Source organism: Victivallis sp., from assembly GCF_048170485.1.
Classification (GTDB): Bacteria; Verrucomicrobiota; Lentisphaeria; order Victivallales; family Victivallaceae; genus Victivallis.
In genome coordinates, this window is record NZ_DBEXAY010000163.1 from 14695 (window position 1) to 33473 (window position 18779).

General features: G+C 62.4%; 14 protein-coding genes. 7 read left to right on the plus strand and 7 right to left on the minus strand.

Annotated elements, in window-relative coordinates; all coding sequences use genetic code 11:
• The first annotated feature begins 65 nt into the window (after positions 1–65).
• A complete protein-coding gene (locus tag ACMLHG_RS08500; RefSeq protein ID WP_294435375.1) occupies positions 66–920 on the plus strand; it encodes an AraC family transcriptional regulator in 855 nt (284 codons plus the stop codon).
• On the opposite strand, the gene ACMLHG_RS08505 is transcribed toward ACMLHG_RS08500, so the two are convergent.
• The 6 genes from ACMLHG_RS08505 to ACMLHG_RS08530 all read right to left on the minus strand — a co-directional run bounded on the left by ACMLHG_RS08505 (position 854) and on the right by ACMLHG_RS08530 (position 11187).
• On the minus strand, positions 854–1882 hold the full coding sequence (locus ACMLHG_RS08505; RefSeq protein ID WP_295809152.1) for a tRNA dihydrouridine synthase: 1029 nt from the start codon (positions 1880–1882) through the stop codon (positions 854–856). The two genes, ACMLHG_RS08500 and ACMLHG_RS08505, sit on opposite strands and share 67 nt — an antisense overlap.
• Positions 1879–2622, minus strand: a complete 744-nt coding sequence (locus ACMLHG_RS08510) for a sigma-70 family RNA polymerase sigma factor (protein WP_294435371.1) — start codon at positions 2620–2622, stop codon at positions 1879–1881. The genes ACMLHG_RS08505 and ACMLHG_RS08510 overlap by 4 nt, the downstream gene beginning before the upstream one ends.
• 44 nt (positions 2623–2666) lie before the next feature.
• Positions 2667–5636, minus strand: coding sequence for an AIR synthase-related protein (locus ACMLHG_RS08515; RefSeq protein ID WP_417170223.1), 2970 nt, complete (start codon positions 5634–5636; stop codon positions 2667–2669).
• A 112-nt stretch (positions 5637–5748) separates the two neighbouring features.
• Positions 5749–6900 carry a peroxiredoxin family protein gene (locus tag ACMLHG_RS08520; protein WP_295809147.1) on the minus strand — a complete coding sequence of 384 codons (1152 nt, stop codon included), beginning with the start codon at positions 6898–6900 and terminating at the stop codon, positions 5749–5751.
• Positions 6897–9983, minus strand: a complete 3087-nt coding sequence (locus ACMLHG_RS08525) for an efflux RND transporter permease subunit (RefSeq protein ID WP_417170224.1) — start codon at positions 9981–9983, stop codon at positions 6897–6899. Before ACMLHG_RS08525 ends, ACMLHG_RS08520 begins: the two co-directional genes overlap by 4 nt.
• A gap of 13 nt (positions 9984–9996) precedes the next feature.
• Positions 9997–11187, minus strand: coding sequence for an efflux RND transporter periplasmic adaptor subunit (locus ACMLHG_RS08530; protein ID WP_417170225.1), 1191 nt, complete (start codon positions 11185–11187; stop codon positions 9997–9999).
• Positions 11188–11463: 276 nt separating this feature from the next.
• Between ACMLHG_RS08530 and mraY the strand changes: the two genes are divergently transcribed.
• From mraY to ACMLHG_RS08550, 4 genes are all read left to right on the plus strand, one after another.
• Positions 11464–12555, plus strand: coding sequence for a phospho-N-acetylmuramoyl-pentapeptide-transferase (gene mraY, locus ACMLHG_RS08535; RefSeq protein ID WP_294435363.1), 1092 nt, complete (start codon positions 11464–11466; stop codon positions 12553–12555).
• Positions 12556–12661: 106 nt separating this feature from the next.
• Positions 12662–14110 (plus strand): hypothetical protein, encoded by a 1449-nt coding sequence (locus ACMLHG_RS08540; protein WP_417170226.1) that lies wholly within the window; start codon positions 12662–12664, stop codon positions 14108–14110.
• 103 nt (positions 14111–14213) lie between these two features.
• Positions 14214–14804, plus strand: a complete 591-nt coding sequence (locus ACMLHG_RS08545) for a UvrB/UvrC motif-containing protein (protein WP_294435359.1) — start codon at positions 14214–14216, stop codon at positions 14802–14804.
• Positions 14797–15870 carry a protein arginine kinase gene (locus ACMLHG_RS08550; RefSeq protein ID WP_294435357.1) on the plus strand — a complete coding sequence of 358 codons (1074 nt, stop codon included), beginning with the start codon at positions 14797–14799 and terminating at the stop codon, positions 15868–15870. Before ACMLHG_RS08545 ends, ACMLHG_RS08550 begins: the two co-directional genes overlap by 8 nt.
• Positions 15871–15950: 80 nt before the next feature.
• Here the strand turns inward: ACMLHG_RS08550 and ACMLHG_RS08555 are convergent, their stop codons facing one another.
• Positions 15951–16619 carry a hypothetical protein gene (locus ACMLHG_RS08555; protein WP_295809137.1) on the minus strand — a complete coding sequence of 223 codons (669 nt, stop codon included), beginning with the start codon at positions 16617–16619 and terminating at the stop codon, positions 15951–15953.
• Positions 16620–16884: 265 nt separating this feature from the next.
• Between ACMLHG_RS08555 and ACMLHG_RS08560 the strand changes: the two genes are divergently transcribed.
• Positions 16885–17985: a LacI family DNA-binding transcriptional regulator gene (locus ACMLHG_RS08560; RefSeq protein ID WP_417170227.1), complete on the plus strand. Its 1101-nt coding sequence runs from the start codon at positions 16885–16887 to the stop codon at positions 17983–17985.
• 100 nt (positions 17986–18085) lie between these two features.
• The coding region (locus ACMLHG_RS08565; RefSeq protein ID WP_417170228.1) for a prepilin-type N-terminal cleavage/methylation domain-containing protein at positions 18086–18779 on the plus strand (694 nt) is incomplete at its 3' end.

The following is an 18779-nucleotide window of genomic DNA, read 5'->3' on the forward strand; positions in this document are numbered from 1 at the left end:
TTATACTGGAATTCACCGTTTCCGGCAATGGCCGGAGTGACGATTTTTTTAACCGATGTGATGAAATGACCGATTGGGAAAACCGGGCGAGAACCATTCCGAATCCCGAGAACTACTTCCGGGGGCGCTCCATCGCCGCCGGATTCCGGCTGCCGGGGAGCATCCTGCTCTATTTTCACGACTATCCGCATGAGAAGACCATCATCAGCACCCGTTACATGCTGATCATTCCGACGGTGCCGCTGGAGTATCAGGTGGCGGGATCCCCGGTTCCGCTGACGCCGGGGGAGGCGCTGCTGGTGCACCCCTTTCTGCAGCGGAGCGTGCCGGAGCGGAGTTGCCGCTGTGACCGGCTGATCGTCTCCTTTGAGGCGGAGGGAGATGAGGATTACCTGCCGCCCGATCCGGTGATGCAGCTGACGGAAACCGCTTCGCTCCATGTCGGCCGCCTGGTCGACCGCTACCTTGCCGAAGATACGCTGGGGGCGCTCTTCGAACTGGTCCTTCTGCTGCGGGAGCTGGGGCGTTCTCCGGCCGGCCGGAAACTGCCGTCGCTCTCGCCGCCGGTGAGCCGGGTGCTCCACCGGATCAATCAGGAGCCGGTCCAGCCGGTTTCCATCAAGGAGCTGGCGGACTTCTCCGGACTCTCCGCCAGCCATCTGCGCTGGCTCTTCCGGCAGGAGATGGGGATCTCCCTCGGCGAATATCTCACAAAACAGCGGCTCACCGGGGCGCGGCGGCTGCTGGAGGAGAGTTCTCTGCCGGTCGGGGAGATCGCCCGGCGGTGCGGGTACGGTTCGATCTACGCTTTCAGCCGCTTCTTCCGCCGGGAGGCGGGGATGTCGCCCCGCGCCTACCGGCTCTCGGAACGGCGGAGCCGCCGCTCCGCTTCCGGTTCCGACGCGAGCCGGCTCCAGTAGCTTTCGGCGTGCTCCCGTATCGCGAAGTCGAGAAACTCCCGGAATTCGTTCCAGGTGGCGAGGTAGGAGATCTTCGCCCGCACCGGTCCGGGGAAACCGCGCCCCCGGAAGTAGTCGTGCAGCACTTTGCGCGCCATGCACATCGCGCTCGTTTCCCCGTAGAGTTCGACCATTCCGGCGATGTGCCGCTCCACCAGAAGTTGCCACTCTTCGAGTGTCGGCGGCGTGTAGGTTTCCCCGTCCGTGAGTTCGCGGAAGAGCCACGGATTGCCCATCGCGCCGCGCGCGAGCATCACCGCGCCGCAGCCGGTTTCGCGCCGGATCTCCCGGTATTTCGCCAGGGAGGTCACGCCGCCGTTGGCGATGATCTGCAGTTCCGGCAACGCCTCGCGCACCGTCCGGATGATGTCGAAGGCGACTGGTCCGGCGTAGAACGCCTCCCGGATTCTGCCGTGGATGGTGACCGCCCGTGCGCCCAGCTCCGCGAGACCGCGGACCAGTTCGAGCGTCGGCGCCGGATCCTCCGCCGTGACGATCCGGATCTTCGCCGTGACCGGGTGGCGCGACCGTTCGGCGAGAATCCGGAAACAGGCGAGCGCCTGTTCCCGGTGACGGCCGAGTTCGGCACCGGCGCCCTTCTTCACCACCTTCGGCACCGGGCAGCCGAGGTTGAAATCCAGCAGGGAGAAGTCGTACTCATTGAGCACATCCACCGCTTTTTTCAGAAATTCATGGTCGGCGCCCACCAGCTGAACGCCGAGAAACTCCTCCTCCTCGCCGCGCAGAAGCATCCCTTCGGAGCGTTTCCGGGCGTAGGCAAGCGAAGCGGCGTCCACCATCTCCGTGAAGGCGAAGCGGCAGCCGCACTCCCGCGCCGCGCGGCGGTAGGGCAGATCGGTGTAGCCGGAGAGCGGCGCGAGTATCAGCGCGTCCGGCGGATAGAGTGCCGTGGTATGGTTCATTGGTTGCGTTCCATTTCCCGCTGGAGCCGGCGGAGCGCCTGATTCTGAATCTGGCGCACCCGTTCGTTGGTGCAGTGAAGCATCGCGCCGACTTCGTCGAGGGTGCGGACCGGTTCGCCGTCCAGCCCGAACCGGTACTGAATCACCTTCCGCTCCCGCTCGGAGAGGGTGCCGAGCAGGGCGAGCAGCTGTTCAATGTCCTCCAGCTGAACCATCTCCTGATCCGGCGCTGGCGAAGCGTCGTCGGAGACGAAGTTGATGAATTCCCCGCCGTCCGGATCGGCATCCGAAACCGGCGCGTTCAGCGACTGGGTGTCGGCAGTGCTGTTGCGCCGGAGACGGGTCACGGTCAGCAGCGGCAGATTCGCCTTGCGCGCCACCTCCTCGTCGGAGGGATCGCGGCCGAGCGATTCGGTCAATGTCTTCACCGCCCGCCGGATTTTGCGCAGATTCATCTGCGTGCCGATCGGAACCCGGATGGTCCGGGTCTGTTCGGCGAGCGCCTGGCGGATCGCCTGTTTGATCCACCACGCGCTGTAGGTGCTGAAGCGCGCCCCCTTCGCCGGATCGTACCGGCGGGCGGCGGTCATCAGCCCGCGGTTGCCCTCCGAGACCAGGTCGTCCCACGAGAGCCCGCGGCCGATGAAGTCGTTGGCGATCTTCAGCACCAGCCGCAGGTTCGCCTCAATGAGGGCGTTGACCTCCGCTTCGCTGCGCGGACTTTTTTTCTCTTGTTCCATTCGGGGTACCCTCTCTCTCCTCCTCCGAACGGGAGATGCCGCGATCAGATCTGATCGAGCGTCCCCTTGTACTCGCGCAGCAACGCTTCGAGCGGAATCTCTTCCGTCCCGCGGCTGCCGCGGAGCACGAGCTTTTGTTCCGGAATCACCTTGCCGACCTCGGCGAAGACGACGCCGGAAAGCATCGTTTCAAATTCCTGCTTCTTCTCCGGCGGAACCGTGGCGACGAATCGGCTGTTCGACTCCGAGAAGAGCACTTCCAGTTCGGAGCAGTTCTCCGCCGGAATCGCGCCGAGATCGATCTCCAGCCCGAGCCGGCCCGCCATCGCCACCCGGGCGAAGGCGACGCCCAGCCCGCCGAGCGCCGGCGTGGTCAGCGAGTGCACCAGCTCCGCGTCGGTCGCGTTCGAAACCGCACGGTAGGTCGCCAGCGCGCGTTCGGCATCCACCTTCGGCACGTTGTTGCCGGTCGCGCCGAGCATCGCGAAGTATTCGCTCCCGCCCAGCTCCGGACGGGTCATGCCGATCACGTAGACCAGATCGCCCGCCTTCTTCGCATCCGGCGTGACCGCCTTGGTCACATCGTCCATCTTCGAAATCACGCTGAAGAGCAGCGACGGCGGAATCGAAATCTTGCGCCCGCCGCGGGTGCTGTCGTTCTTCATCGAGTCCTTGCCCGAAATGCAGGGAACCATGAACTTCTTCGTGTAGTCGGCCAGCGCCTGGTTGGCGCGGACCAGCTGGGCGAGCTTGTATTCGCCGTCGGGAGTCTTCTCGCTCTGCACCGGGTCCGGCCAGCAGAAGTTGTCCAGCCCGGCGGTCCGGTCGATTTTGCCGCCGACCGCCACCACCCGGCGGATGCCCAGGTCGATGCAGCTCGCCGTCATGTGATAGGTGTCGATGTCGCTGTAGCGCGGCAGAATCGCCGACGAGAGAATCACCCCTTCGCGGCTCAGCGGCTCCACCATCGTCACCGTGGCGTCGCCCGCCACGTCGCGGCATTTGCCGATGAACGGCTTGACCACGCTCAGCCCCTTGACTTCGTGGTCGTACTGACGCGCCTTGTATTCATCCGAACAGATGTTCAGCCGCCCCATCATCGCGACGAGATCTTCGCCCGCCTTGCGCGAGGAGAGATCCGGTTCGGGGAAGTGCGGCGCCTTCCAGCGGGCGCGCAGCGAGAGCCGCGGCAGTCCGCCGTGCATGAATTCGATGTCGAGCAGAGCGACCGTGCGCCCGTTGTACTGGATGTGGAACTTGCCGTCGTCGGTGAATTCGCCGAGCACCGAAACCTCGACGTCGCGCTCCTTCGCCAGCTGCCGGAATTCGTCGATCTTCTCCGGCGGCACCGCGAAACTCATCCGCTCCTGCGCCTCGGAGACCAGGATCTCCCACGGCTGCAGGCCGGCGTACTTGACCGGCGCCAGCGCCAGATCCATCCGGCAGCCGTTGCAGAGCTCCGCCATCTCGCCGACGCTCGAGGAGAGGCCGCCCGCGCCGTTGTCGGTGATGAAGCGGTAGAGACCGCGCTCGCGCGCTTCATGGATGAAGTCGCCGAGCTTCTTCTGGGTGATCGGGTCGCCGATCTGAACCGCCTGCACCGGACTGTCCTTGTGCAGCTCTTCGCTCGAGAAGGTCGCGCCGTGAATGCCGTCCTTGCCGATCCGGCCGCCGCCCATGACGATCAGGTCGCCCGGTTTGATTGTCTTGCTTGCGCCGCGGACGCCGTGCACCATCTTCGGCAGTGTGCCGACCGTGCCGCAGTAGACCAGCGGTTTGCCGATGTAGCGCTCGTCGAAGTACTCCCAGCCGTTCCCGTAGGGGATGCCGGACTGGTTGCCGCCGTCGATCACCCCTTTGTGGACGCCGTCGCGCAGCCGCCGCGGGTGGAGCAGCCCCTCCGGCACATCCTTCTCGTCGGTGAACGGCGAACCGAGGCAGTAGCCCCAGACGTTGATCAGGAGGTCGGCTCCCTGGCCGGTGCCGAGCGGGTCGCGGTTGACGCCGACGATGCCGGTCATCGCGCCGCCGTAGGGATCGAGCGCCGACGGGCTGTTGTGGGTCTCGACCTTGTAGACCAGGTCGATCTTGTCGTTGAAGTCGATTACGCCGGCGTTGTCGCTGAAGACCGAGACCAGCCAGTCCACCTTGTCGGCGATTTCGCGGGTGCTCTTCTGAATGAAGGTCTTGTAGCAGGAGACGATCTCCTGCTTCTCGCCGTTCTCGAGATTTTCGTAGTCGATCTTCGCGCTGAAAATCTTATGTTTGCAGTGTTCGCTCCAGGTCTGGGCGAGCACTTCGAGCTCGACGTCGGTCGGATTGTGCCCGAGGCCGTACTTCTCCCGGTTCTGCGCCTGGCGGAAATAGCCTTGAATCGCCTTCATCTCCTCCAGCGACAGCGCGAGGATTCCCTTGCGGCTGATCTCCAGAAGCTGATCGTCGGGAACCTCCAGATTGTATTCGTGCACCTCGCCGCCCTGACGGCCGTTGACCATCGGCAGATTGAGCGGAATGCCGTTCGCCGCCTCTTCGCCGGAGAGCACCAGCACCGACTGGATCAGCTCGTTGGCGAGCAGTTTCGACCCGATGGTCTCGGCCTGTTCGCGGGTCAGTTTCGGGCCGTAGAGGAGGTATTCGGTCGAGCTGAAGATGTGCTCGTCTTCACGGAGTTTCCGGCCGAGGATGTCGCCGACCGCCGCCCGGGCGCTGCGCCCGACGTTGTCGGTGACGCCGGGCTTGAACCCGACGGCCACGAGGTAGTCGCACTCCGGCAGCGGCTCGAAGTTGCTCGATTTGGCCGCACCGACCCGCCAGCCCTGCAGAACCGGATTGTACAGCAGCGAAGCGACCCGGCGCGCCTCCTCTTCGGTGAGCGAGGCGCTCACAGTGTAGACGTCGCGGCTCCACACCTTTTCGACCGGAAAGCCGAAGAATTTTGCAATCTGTTTTCTTACGCCTTCGCCGCGCGCGTCACTCCACTGCGGGAGCGGCGAAATTTCAATCCGATAATTCATTGCCCAAAACCTTTCCACATGAACTCAAGAGAGATAGTTTCCCCATAATTTACACCCGAACCGGAGCGGATACAAACGGCGATTCCCGAATATCGGGAAAAAGGGCGGGCAACTACGGGGTGCGGCCGAGTTCGACGACCGTCTGGTAGAGGGATTCCCGCTCCCGGGAGTTCTTTTCCGCCGCCGGATTTTCCGCCGCGTGCCAGAGCTTCGTCGCCTCCTGCTGGAGTTTCAGCGCCGTCTCCGGGTGGCCGAGCCGCCACTCCAGCAGCGCGCGGGTGGTCGTCACCGAAGCGCGCAGGGCCGGTGACGCCTCCTTCGGCAGCGTGGCGACGGCACGCCGGAGCAGCCGTTGCGCCGCGCGCAGAGCGGCGGGATCCTCCGGGCGGCGGTTGAGCAGAAGGAAACTCATCAGATTGTCCGCATCCGGATTCCCGGTGACCGCCTTGCTGTAACGGTCGGCGATTTCGGCGGCGCGGGGGCCGAGTTCGGGGTGGCGGCCAGCCAGATCCAGCGCCGAAAAGTAGAGCCGCACCAGGCCGGGGACGCGTTCGATCTGCGAGAGAATCAGCTGCCACGCCTCCTGAAAACGGCCGCTGTTCTCCAGCGCGAAGGTGCGCAGACGCAAAGCGGCGGCATTGCCGGGATCGCTCTTCAAAATCGAGCGGGTCACCTGCTTCATCCGGCGGTCGTTGTTCTCGCGCAACAACGTCTGAAGTTCATCCAGCATCGGGGAGAGCTGCTTCTGGAGCGCCGGGTCGAACTTCTTCGTGCGCCACGCTTCGAGCATTTCGCCGAGATCGACCGCTTCGCCGTTCCAGAGGATTCTGCCCTCCGGATCGATGACGAACGCCATCGGGTAGAGCAGACTGCCGTTCATGTATTGCGCCGTGAGTTTCCGCTTCTCGTCGATGCCGAACGGCAGGGAGAAATCCGGGAACGCCGCGAGCAACTGCGCGGCATCCGCCTCCCGGTCCGGCGTCACCACCGCAAACCGGACGCTTCCAGAGTAGGTGCGCCGCAACTGGTTGAGCAGATTGAGCGTCTCCGGCGCATTGGCCGAGCGGGTCAGCAGAAACACCACCGCTTTGAGCTCCCCGGTCTTCAGCTCCTCCTTCGCCGGCGGCAGCACCGCCAGCGGAACGCCGCGGATCCATTTGACGGCGAGCTCCTCGGCCGGGTCGCCCGGACGCAGTGCATACAGCGGCGCGCCGGAGAGGGCGAGCAGCAGAACAGTCAGCGATGAAAGGATGCGTGTTTTCATGTTTCCTCATTGGCCCCTTGGGCCGGTTCATGTTTTTTCCTGCAGAACAGTGTGTAGAGTGCCGGAATGACGTACAGCGAAAGGATCGTCGAACTGATCAATCCGCCGACCACCGCGATGCCGCAGCTGGAGCGGCTCTCGGAACCGATTCCGGTGCCGAACGCCATCGGCGCGATGCCGAGCACCGCCGCGATGCTGGTCATCAGGATCGGGCGGAACTTGTTCTTCACCGCCGTTCGCATGGCGGTCGGGCCATCCAGACCGGCCGCACGCTGAATCGCGAGATCGTCCATGATGAGGATGGCGTTGTTGACGACGATGCCGATCAGCATCACGAATCCGAGCAGTCCGAAGATCGAGAGCGGAATTCCCGCCAGATAGAGCGCAAATTCCATGCCGATCAGCGCCAGCGGCACCGTGAACAGGATGAGCAGCGGGCGCGTCCAGGACTCCATCGTCGCCGCGATCAGCAGATAGGTCAGCACGACCGCGAAGAGAATCGCCTGTTCGAAATCGGCGAACGCTTCGTTCATCGTGGTCACCATGCCGCCGAAGCGGAGGCGGCAGCCGGCGGGCAGCTGAGGCGCGACCAGTGTTTCGGTGGTGTTCACCAGATCCTGCAGCCCGACGCCGGGCGCGGGGTTGGCGAACACTTTCGCCACCCGGCTGCGGTCGGTGCGGTTGATCTGGATCGGAATCGACGAGGGTTTCAGTTCGGAAATCGCACCCAGCGCCAGCGGTTTGCCCTCCTTCGAGGTGAAGGAGAGCGCCGGGAGCTGCTGATACCCTTCCTTTTCATCGAGCTTGACCCGGATGTCGAACGAACGGGCGCCGACCTTGTAGGTGCCCTCTTTCAGCCCTTCCACCGAGCCGCGCAGCAGAGAGCCGATGGTGGAGGAGGGCTGTTCGAGATTCTGGAGCACTGCGCGGTGCGGCGTGATTCGGATCTCCGGCTTGCCGAGCCGGACGCTGGTGTCGACATCGCGCGCACGGCCGCTGGCGCGCAGGCGATTGGCGCTGTCCGTCGCAAGCTTTTCGATGGATTCAAGTTTGTCGCCGGAAATTTCCAGCTCCATCGAGGCCGCCGACCCGCCCACCAGCGAGGGGATGTTCACCGTCACGATGCAGTTGGTGAGATGGCTCAGCTCCTCCCGGAAGAGATCCCGCATCCGGTCGAGCGATTCGGCCCGCTCGGTTTTGGGTTTGCAGACCACGGTGATTTCGGCGAGGTAGACCCCTTCGGTGGCCTGGCCGACCGTGCCCTGCACCTTGCCGATCACGGTGGCGGTCCGCAGCACGTTCGGCATCCGGCGAAGCTGTTTCTCCACCAGAAGAGTCCGGTTCAGCGTGCTTTCCAGGCTGTAGTCGGTGGGATATTCCAGCTTGATGATGAATTCCGCCTGGTCGTCTTCCGGAACGAAGGTCATCCCCACCCGGGGCGCGACGTAGAGCAGGGCGAAGAGAAAGAGCGCCAGCGCCGCGGCGCCCGTCAGCAACCCGTGGCGGCAGACCGCATCCACCGAACGGCCGAACCAGCCGGCGACGGCGTTGTACCCCCGGTCCCAGAGCCGGCGGAACGGGCCGGAGGACGCTGTTGCGGTGTTCTCCCGGGTGAGAAGAGCGGCGGCGAGAATCGGCGTCAGCGTAAAGCTCACGAAGAGGGAGACCAGCGTCGCAATCGTCATCGTGACCGCAAAGGGCACCAGAAAACGGCCGACCAGCGAGGTCATCGCCGCAATCGGGCCGAAGACCACGACGTTGGTCATCGCCGAGGCGAAGACGGGGAGGGCCACTTCGGCGGTGCCGCGGTCGGCGGCGGTTTTCGGATCCTCCCCCGCGGCGAGGTGGCGGGCGATGTTTTCGATGACGACGATCGAATTGGTCACCAGCGTGCCGACGGAGGTCCCCAGCGCCAGAAGCGTGAACATGTTGAAGGTGAAGCCGCACAGCTCCATCGCCCAGAAGGAGACCACGATGGAGACCGGCATCGAGATCACCACGATGATGGTGGAGCGCACCTCGTGGAGAAACGCGAAGAGGATCAGCGCGGTCAGCACCACGCCGAGGAAGATGCTGTTCCAGGCGTCGTCGACCGAAGCGCGGATGAAGGCGCCGGAGTCGCGGACCCATTCGAGTTTCATGCCGCCGGGGAGCCGGCGGCTGCTGTCCAGCTCCCGGACTTCGGCGCGGACCGCGTCGATCACCCGGACCGCGTTGGCGTCGCCTTTTTTGACGATCTTGAGCACGACGCCGGGTTTGCCGTCGAAGAAGGCGAGGGAGCGTTTCTCTTCGGACTCCAGCGTGATCTTCGCCACGTCGCGCAGGTAGATGCGCCGTTTCTGAAAGGTGCCGATTTCGAGAGAGCCGAGATCCTCGAAGTTCCGGAACTCCGAGTCGTAGGTGACATTGATCTCCTGCACCCCCTGCCGGATGCGCCCGACCGGCACTTTGACGTTGCCTTCGGAGAGTTTCTTGAGCACCTGCACCACGTTGAGTCCGCAGGCGGAGAGTTTCCGCTTGTCGAGTGTGATCCGCAGTTCGAGCGGTTCGCCGCCGGCGATCTGCACCTCGGCGACGCCGGAGATGGTCGAGAGCCGGTCGGAAAGCTCCTCGTCGGCGTAGTCGTAGATGGTGTCGATCGGCAGGTCGCCGGTGAGCATCAGCGTGACGACCGGAGTGGCGTTCGGGTCGAACTTCAAAATTTCCGGCGCTTCGGCGGCGGCGGGCAGGTCGTTGCGGATTTTGTCGATCCGTTCGCGCACGTCCATCGCGGCGATGTCCACCGACTGGCCGAGCTGGAACTCCAGCAGAATCTGGCAGACGTTCTCCATGCAGGTGGTTTTCATCGTCTTGAGGCCGTCGATGGTGCCGACGGCGTCTTCGATCCGCTTGGCGACGTCGACTTCGATCTCAGCCGGACTTGCGCCCGGATAGACCGTGGTGACTGTGACGTAGGGGATCTCCACGTCGGGGAAGGCGTCCAGCCCCAGCTCGCGGTAGCTGTTCAGCCCGAAGAGCACGAGCATGAGGATGAAACAGCTCATCGCGATGGGGCGGGCGACGGAGGCGCGGCTCAGAAACATGGTGCGCCTCCTGTCATTTTGCCGGAGCGGTTCCGGTCTGAATCACTTCAACCGGTTCTCCGGGCTCGAGGAAACTCTGACCTTCGACGATGACCGGCTGGTCCTTGAGCACCTCCGGGTCGCGGAGCATGGTCCAGCTGCCGTCGACGATTCCGGTTTTCACGGTGATCTCCGCCGCTTTCTGCTGCGGCGTGACGACGAAGACCGCCTTGCGGTTGCCGGCCCGGGTGAGCACCGCCTCGTTGGGAATTCCTCTGCCTTCGACGCGGCGGAGGATGAGATCGACCTCATAGAGCTGGCCGCTGACGAATTCCAGACTCTTCGGCACCGCGATCTTGACCGTGAAGGTGCGCGACAGCGGGTCGACCGCCGGACTGCGGAAGGTGACCGGCAGCTCCGCCAGCTCTTTCCCGGAAGCGGAGAGGATCTTCGCCGTGGTTTTGCCGGGAATGACCTGGTTGTAATAGTTGGAGCTGATCATGGTGACCAGCTGCAGCCGGTCCGGATTTTCGATCTTCAAAATGACGGTGCCGTCTTTGACGTACTCGTCGCGATCCTTGTCGGTGAGGGTGATGACGCCGGCAAACGGAGCGCGGATGATCGAGTCGGAGAGGCTCTTTTCCGCCGTTTCAAGGTGTGCCTTCTCCTGTTCGACCCGGGCGGCGGCGAATCCTGCCTGCGCTTCCGCCTTGGCGATTTCCGCATCGGCCTGATCGAAGGAGAGTTTTGCGCGCTCATAGGCGTCCATGGAGACCGCCTGCGAGGTTTTCAGCCGTTCGGCGCGGTCGAGGTCCACCTTCGCCTTGTCCCGGACGGTCCGGGCCAGGTTGAGGTTGATCCGGGCGATGTGGAGCTCCGCCTCGGCGACTTCGACGTTTTTCTTCTGGCTTCTGACGTTGTTCTCGAGGTTGATCCGGTCCACCTGGAACAGCAGGTCGCCTTTCTTCACCCGGTCGCCTTCCCCCACCGGAATCAGGTCGAGGTTGCCGCTGGTTCGGCTGGAAATCTCGGCGGACTCCTGGGATTCCACGTTGGCCTGGACCCGGATTTTCTGAACGAACTCCATTTGCCGGGGCTGTTTCGCCACCACCTTGGCGGGAGCGGAAGCGGCGTCCTGACCGGGGGCCTCTCTGTCGCATCCGGCCAGCATCAGCGCGGCGAGCCATGCCGCGGCAACCGGAACTTGATACCGAAATGTGTGCATCGGGGTTTCTCCTGCATTGATGAATTTCATACTCCTCTTCTGTAGAGTAAACCATCTCTCGGAAAAGTCAAGCCGGAAACCCCCTCTCTTTCGCAGATTTCGGGGATTTTCCGTCCCCGCCGCGCCCCGGCCGGAACGGGCCGCGCGGTCCGCCGTCACCCGGAGAGGAGCCCCCGTTTTTTTTCGCTTTTTTCATTGGAAAAAAACAGCGGTGAAGCTATAGTATGAAACACGCCGTTTTGGTCCAACTTTTTTTAACGTTCAGAGACAATATCCATGCTGTATCTTCTCTCCTTGCTGAGCGGGGACTTCGGTCCGTTCCGTCTGTTCGATTATGTTACATTCCGTGCGGGCGGCGCCGCGCTCACCGCGTTTCTGCTGGTCGTGCTGCTCGGCGGGTTCACGGCGCGGCAGCTGCGGCGGCTCAACGCGCAGGCCGCCAGCCGCCTCGAAGGACTCGTCCCGCCGGAATTCATCGACAAGGAGAAGAACCGCACCCCCTGCATGGGCGGAATCCTGCTGATCGGGGCGATTCTGGTCACCGCGCTGCTCTGGAACGTCATGACCAATCCCATCGCCATTACGCTGGTCGTCGCCACCGCCGCCTTCAGTCTGATCGGCTTTGCCGACGACTTCATGAAGGTGGTCTACAAACGGCGCGACGGCATTCCGGGGCGGGCCAAGCTCGCCGGGCAGTTTCTGGTCGCCGGGCTCGCCGTCTGGAGTTTGAGCAGCATTCCCGAACTCCGGGAGCTGATGCGCCAGCTGATGGTGCCGTTCTTCAAGGAGCCGGTCTACACCGGGTTCTGGACTCTGCCCTTCGCGGTCGTGGTGATCGTCGGCGCCTCCAACGCCGTCAACCTGACCGACGGCAAGGACGGGCTCGCCACCGGGTGCACGATCTTCTGCACGCTCACCTATGCGGCGTTCGCCTACCTCATGGGCCACCGGATCTTCGCCGGGCACCTCAACATCCCCTACATCATGGGGGCGGAGGAGGCGATGGTGTTCGCCGCGGCCGTCTGCGGCGCGTGCATCGGATTCCTCTGGCACAACTGCTACCCGGCCTCGATGTTCATGGGCGATACCGGCAGTCTCGCCCTCGGCGGCGCGGTCGGCATGCTCGCGGTGATCGTCCGGCAGGAGCTGCTGCTCATTCTGGTCGGCGGCGTCTATGTGATGGAGGCGGTTTCGGTCATCCTTCAGGTCGCCTCCTTCCGGCTGACCGGGAAACGGATTTTCCTCTGTGCGCCGATTCACCACCACTTCGAACGCAAAGGGTGGACCGAGACGCAGATCGTCGTCCGCTTCTGGATCCTCGCGGGCGTCTTCGCGCTGATGGCGCTTGCGACGCTCAAACTGCGCTGACTCCCCTCCGGGGAAGAGCGCCCCGGCGCTTGCATTCCTGTCGACTGTCGTGTATCTTATTAGGAAACACGAATGGAAACTTTCGAGCGGGAGGAGCTCCGGCGCGATGCAGACGATTCAGGAACGGATTAAAATTCACGACCGTCATCAGTTCGAGATCAAACATGTGTATCCGTTGAACTCGAACGACGGCCGGGCGTTGCGCTATACGGTGGAGCTGTTCCTCTTCATCCCGCAGAGTCTGGACATCAATCCGGAGAGCCGCCGCAAGGAGGAGTTTTACCGGGATCTCCAGTCACGGCTCCGCTGGCAGACGCCGGTTTGCCTGCTGGATTCCCTGCTCAACGCGGAGGGGGCGGTTCTGGTGCGCCTCCGGGAGCGGATGAGCGAACTGGGGCGGAAACCGGATGACCCGGAGGCGCAGGAGCGCTTTGTCGATACGCTCAAACTCTGCTGCTCCATCGTCAAGAGCGCACTGCGCGACGAGATCGAGTTCTGCTGTGATTCCTGTCTGACGGCGGAGCGGATCGACCGGCTCGAAAGCAACACACAGACACTGCTGGCCCGGTTCCGGGAGCTGCGGCCGCTGCTGCAGGAGCCGCACCTCGATCCCCGCTATGCAGAGATCTATGATTTCGGCGACGAGTACATCAGTCTGGTGGCGGAGTACTATTTCGCCTCGCTGGCGGAGTCGCTTTCCGACACCGGGGAGATTTCGCGGAAACTGCGCAAGGCGGTTCTGCGGCTGGCCGCGGGGGAGGCGCACTACCGCCGCAAGCGCGGATTCGCTTCGGTCATCGCCGAAAACGATTCCAATGAGGCGGCCGTCTACCGGATGCGGGTGCTCAAGAAGATCATGGGGAGCATTCTCTATCTGCGGACCAGCCGGAGCGCCGACGGGCGGTTCGCGGAGGAGCTGCTGACCTCGCTTTCCGCCGGGCTGGCGATGTTTCTGGCGCTGATGCTCTCGCTGCTCGGGCGGCAATTGTTCGCCGACGTGACCGCCTGGTTCGTTGCGATTGCGGTGATCTGCTACATCGTCCGGGACCGGATCAAGGACAGCTGCCGCTTCCGGTTCATCGGCTGGGCGCGGAAGTTTTTCTTCGACTACACCACCCGGATCAGCGATGCGCACGGTCGCCGGGTCGGCACGAGCAAGGAGCTGTTCAGCTTCGTGCGGGAGTCGGCGCTTCCTGCTGAAGTGGCGAAACTGCGGGCGAAAAGTCTGGTGGTGGAGCTCGCCAACGCGCCGGAGGAGAACATCGCCTACTACAAGAAGAAGATCGTGCTGAACGCCGCCTCCTCTCCCGCCGGCGGGGCGTACACCGGCGTGGTGGATATTGTCCGCATGAACATCCGCCATCTGCTCGATCGAATGGACGACCCGGTCCGTTCTCTCCTGCTGCCGCACCCCGGTGGAATCCGCCGGGTGAACGGGCACTGTGTCTACCACCTCAATCTGGTTCTCCGCTACGCCGCGGAGGGCCGGCCCGAGGAGTATCGCAAATTCCGTTTGATCCTCGACCACAACGGAATTGTCCGGATTGAGCAGTGATTTCCGCCGGAAGAAATCGGTGAAAAAATCCGCCGCCCCCCTTGTTTTCTTTTCAAAAGCGTTTACATTGACTTAACCCCCTACGGGGTCAGGAGGTACATTCATGCTTTGCGACAATTGTAAAAAGAACGAAGCGACGATTCATATCAAAGAGGTGCACGACGGCAAGGTTGTGGCCTCCAACCTCTGCGCGGACTGCGCGCGGGAGAAGGAGGAGAAGGGCGAACTCGGTTCGCTCGGCTTCAATCTGGCCGAGGTGCTGTTCAATCTGGGGAAGCTGACCGAATCGGTGCAGGCGGCGCAGGAGGATCCTGCGCCGGAACCCGCCGCCGATTCCGGGCCGGTCTGCCCCGGCTGCGGCTGGAATTTTGAACGGGTCCGGGAGTCCGGCGGCCGGCTCGGCTGCCCGGATTGCTACCGGACATTTGCGCCGATGATCGCCGACGCGCTCACCCGGGTGCAGCGCGGACCGGTCCACCTCGGCAAACGGCCGCAGTCGGCCGGGCCGGGGAACCGGGCGGCACTGCAGTTCGAAATAGACAAACTCCGCCGGGAACTCGACGGACACGTCCAGCGCGAGGAGTACGAGGAGGCGGCTGTCTGCCGGGATCGGATCGCCCAGCTCAAGGCCGAACTGGACGCGCGCCCGGAGCCGTCCGGCGACGGGAACGGGGAGGGGAGCAGCGATGAATAACTCGATCGATCAACTGCTCCGCAGTCCGGTCAGCTTTCTGGCCGACTCCGGTCCGGAGGAGGATATTGCGCTGAGCAGCCGCATCCGGCTGGCGCGCAACCTGGCGGGGCGGCCGTTCCCTGCGGCGGCCTCGCTGGAGTCGCGGCAGGAGGTGTGTGAACTTGTTTCGCAGGCGGCGGCCGGGTCCGGCGTGCTGGGCTGTCCGGATTGCTACAGCTTCGACCCGGCGGAGATGTCGCCGCTCGATCGGGAGATCCTCTTCGAACGTCGTCTCGCCAGCCGCGACTTTCTCGAGCGGGATGGCGGCACCCGTCTGCTGGTGCGCGCCGACGAATCCAGTTCGATCATGGTTAACGAGGAGGATCAGCTGCGGATTCAGACCCTGCGTCCCGGGTTCCAGCTCGACGAGGTGTGGCGGGTCATCAATGCGCTGGATGACGAGTTGAGTGCCAAACTGGATTATGCGTTTGACGACAAGCTCGGCTACCTCACCAGCTGCCCGACCAACGTCGGCACCGGAATGCGGGCGTCAGTGATGCTGCATTTGCCGGGGCTGGTCCTTTCCGGTCAGATCGGGCCGACGATTCAGGGAGTGGCCAAGCTCAATCTGGCGGTGCGCGGCATCTTCGGGGAGGGGACCGACAACCGGGGCAACCTCTATCAGGTGTCGAATCAAAGCACGCTCGGCGAGAGCGAGACGCAGATCATCGAACGGCTCAACACGGTGATCAGCCAGCTGATCGCCCAGGAGAAGATCGCCCGTCAGCAGCTGATTCTGCGCGACCGTTTCGCCCTGCTCGATCACGTGGGGCGTTCCTACGGCATTCTCCGGCACGCCTACCGGATTACGACGGAGGAGGCGCTCAATTCGCTCTCCGGCATCCGGATCGGCGTCGATCTGGGCATGTTCAACACGGTGGACATCAAGATGGTGAACGAGCTCTTTCTCGCGATCAATCCGGCCCATCTGCAGAAACGGGCCGGCAAGGAGCTTTCCGCGCCGGAGCGTGACATCTGCCGTGCGGCCCTCTGCCGGGACAAGCTCAAGGGAATCTCCGCGGTCTGAACCGTGCGACAACGCTGTCGTGCCGGCTCCTCACCGGAGGCGCCGGCGCGGCTGTTGCGGACAACGTGTTCCACCGCAGATCACTGCTGTTTTTTCTTGGCGTCCTCGGCCGCTTTTTTCGCCTTTGCGTCGGCCGCCTGCTTGTCTTTGCGGGTTTTGTTGATGAGCTGCTTGAGCGCGCCCCGGTTGGAGGCGTAGGGGTAGCGTTTCTGGGCGCTGAGGAGGATGTTCAGGCGTTTGTTCAGATTTCCCTCTTTTTTGGCCCGGTTCATTGCGCCGGTCACCGCGACCGCCTGCTGCGTGACGATCATCTTGTTCAGCGCGGCCATGTTGGAGGCTTTCGGATATTTTTTTCTGGCGTCCAGCAGCATTTTGATCCGGTTATCCAGATTCTTGTTCTTGCGCGCCTGGTTCATCACATTGTTTACGGAGCGGGCCTGCTGGTCGGCGATTTTCTTCTCCTTGGCCAGCTGTTCCTGGCGGGCTTTCCACAGTTTCTGCTGTTCCGCCTGGAGGGTATGAAGTTTCTCCAGCTCATCCTTCAGGAGTTCCTTGTCTTCGGCCGAGAGATCCTCGTCGGTCAGGCGGCAGGTGCCGTCACGGTGAACGATTTCGATGCCGCGCCAGGTGACGTCGATTACCTCCACGTCAAGGTATCCGCCGAGTTTCTCGTACCTTGCTGCGGACAGTGCGGTGCCGAACAGCAGCAGAAGAAGTACGGCCGCGCCGGAAATTTTTCTGTTTTTCATAATGGTTCCCCTGAAACGAAAATGATTGGTTTGCCGTTTCTATTTTATTAATATACGATTTGACTGCTCTTTTTGCAAGACCCGTTCCACCGGTTGTTTCTGTTTTGTCCGGAGCTTCCGCCGAAGGAGGCGGACGGGGGTACGAAAACCGGTGATTAACTTTAAAGTTCATTAAACAAAAAAGTTCATTTTTTATAAAAGCGGCTCTTGACATTTCCGGATGAATCTGGTATAATTAAGAGAGATGAACGATGAACATTTTCGGATGGCGGATGAAATCATGGCGGAGTATTCGATACGGGACATTGCACGGATGGCTGGCGTGTCGGTCGGGACGGTGAGCCGGATCCTGAACAATGCCGACAACGTCAGCGATGAAATCCGCCGCCGGACGCTGGATGTGATCCGGCAGGTGAACTACCGGGCCGGTCGACGCGGCCGGCGGCCGGTGCATCAACTGCCCCGGGAGACGGAGAGCGGGCGCAGAATCCGGACGATCGCGATGCTTTCGCCGGGCATGTCTTCGGCGTGGAAGGGGAATGAACTCTGGACCACGTTTCTTTCCGGCATAGAGCGGGCCTGCGGGGAACGCGGCGCCCGCCTCGCCATCTACATGGCGGATATGGAGCCGGAGGAGATTGTGCGGGAGATCTCTTCCGGCGCCGACGGCGTGCTCATCAAGACCAATCAGGAGATGCCCGCCTACGTCGATGAACTGATTTCCCGGCTGCCCTGTGTGGGGTTCGGAGCGCTTCCCACCAGTGGAGCGTACCCGCAGGTGGTGCTGGACAATCATGCCGGCGGCGCGATTGCCACCCGGGAATTTCTTCAGATGGGGCACCGCCGGATTGCGTTTCTGAATCATGAGGCGCAGAACAGCATCTTCATCGCCCGTTCCAACGGATATATGGAAGTGATGAAGAGCGCCGGGCTGTTTCGCGGGGAATATCTTCTGGAGCTTCAACTTGCCGAATACCACAGCGTCACTTCGCCGGAGGCGGCGCCGCCGGATCTTTCCGGCGCGCTCGACCGGCTTCTGGCACTGCCGGAGCCGCCGACCGCGGTGGTGGTGGTCAACGACTGGGGGGCGTTCGGACTGCTGCGCGCCTGCCGGGCGAGGGGAGTCCATGTGCCGGAAGATCTCAGCATCATCGGGATGGATGACTCCGGCAGTTTCCCGACATTGCTGACGCCCTCTCTCAGTTCGATCGCCATGCCGTTCGACCGGGTGGCCTATTTTGCGTCGTGCACGCTCTGCGATCTGATGGACGGGGTCGGGGCACACCAGCGCAACGTGAATTCGATCGTGCAGATTGCCGGGGAGTTGAAGAAACGCGGCTCGATCTCTCCCCGTCTTGAACCGTGATGGATGATCTCTCTCTGCGCGTCAGAGCGGAAGAACAAAGAAAAAAAGCAGATGTCATGTTGAAACAACGGACCGAAGATATGTCAAAATGGAGGTGGACATGAGAAGAAGATTGTTTACTTTAATAGAACTTTTAGTAGTTATTGCGATCATCGCCATTTTGGCCGCGATGCTGCTGCCGGCGTTGAACCGGGCGCGGGAGTCGGCGCGGCAGGCCAATTGCCTGAGCAACATGAAGCAGATCGGGGTCATTGACCAGAGCTATGCGCAGGATAACAATGATTATCTGACTCCGGCGATCTATATACGGGATGGAGAAGAAAGTATTGTTAAAACCTGGTATCGCAACAACTATCTCCCGGTCGGGAACTTCAAGATCGTGCGTTGTCCCTCCACACAGCAGTTCGAAATTCGAGGTGCCGGCCAGAGCTGGACTGCGATCAACGGAGAATATTATGGACAGACACTGCTGCCGAATCTTTTCGTGCATCCCAATGCCGATTCCTCTAAAATGGAAAAATATGTGACGGACTACAACCTTATGGAGATGCCTTTCCCGAAAGTTACGCGGTTCCGTTCGCCCAGTAAGACGTTTTCGATTGCAGAATATTATTGTCTTGACTCCGGATGGGGTGCTGACAAGGGGAAGGTGGTCGCCTGGCAAAGTATTATGGAAGCTCACGGGGTAGATGCGTTTTTGGCATTGAATACTGAATCGCAGGGAACTCATATGGCGCGTTACAAATCGGTTCTGTTCGTTGGAGGAAATGCCTCTAAAGTCGCGCTGGTTCCCG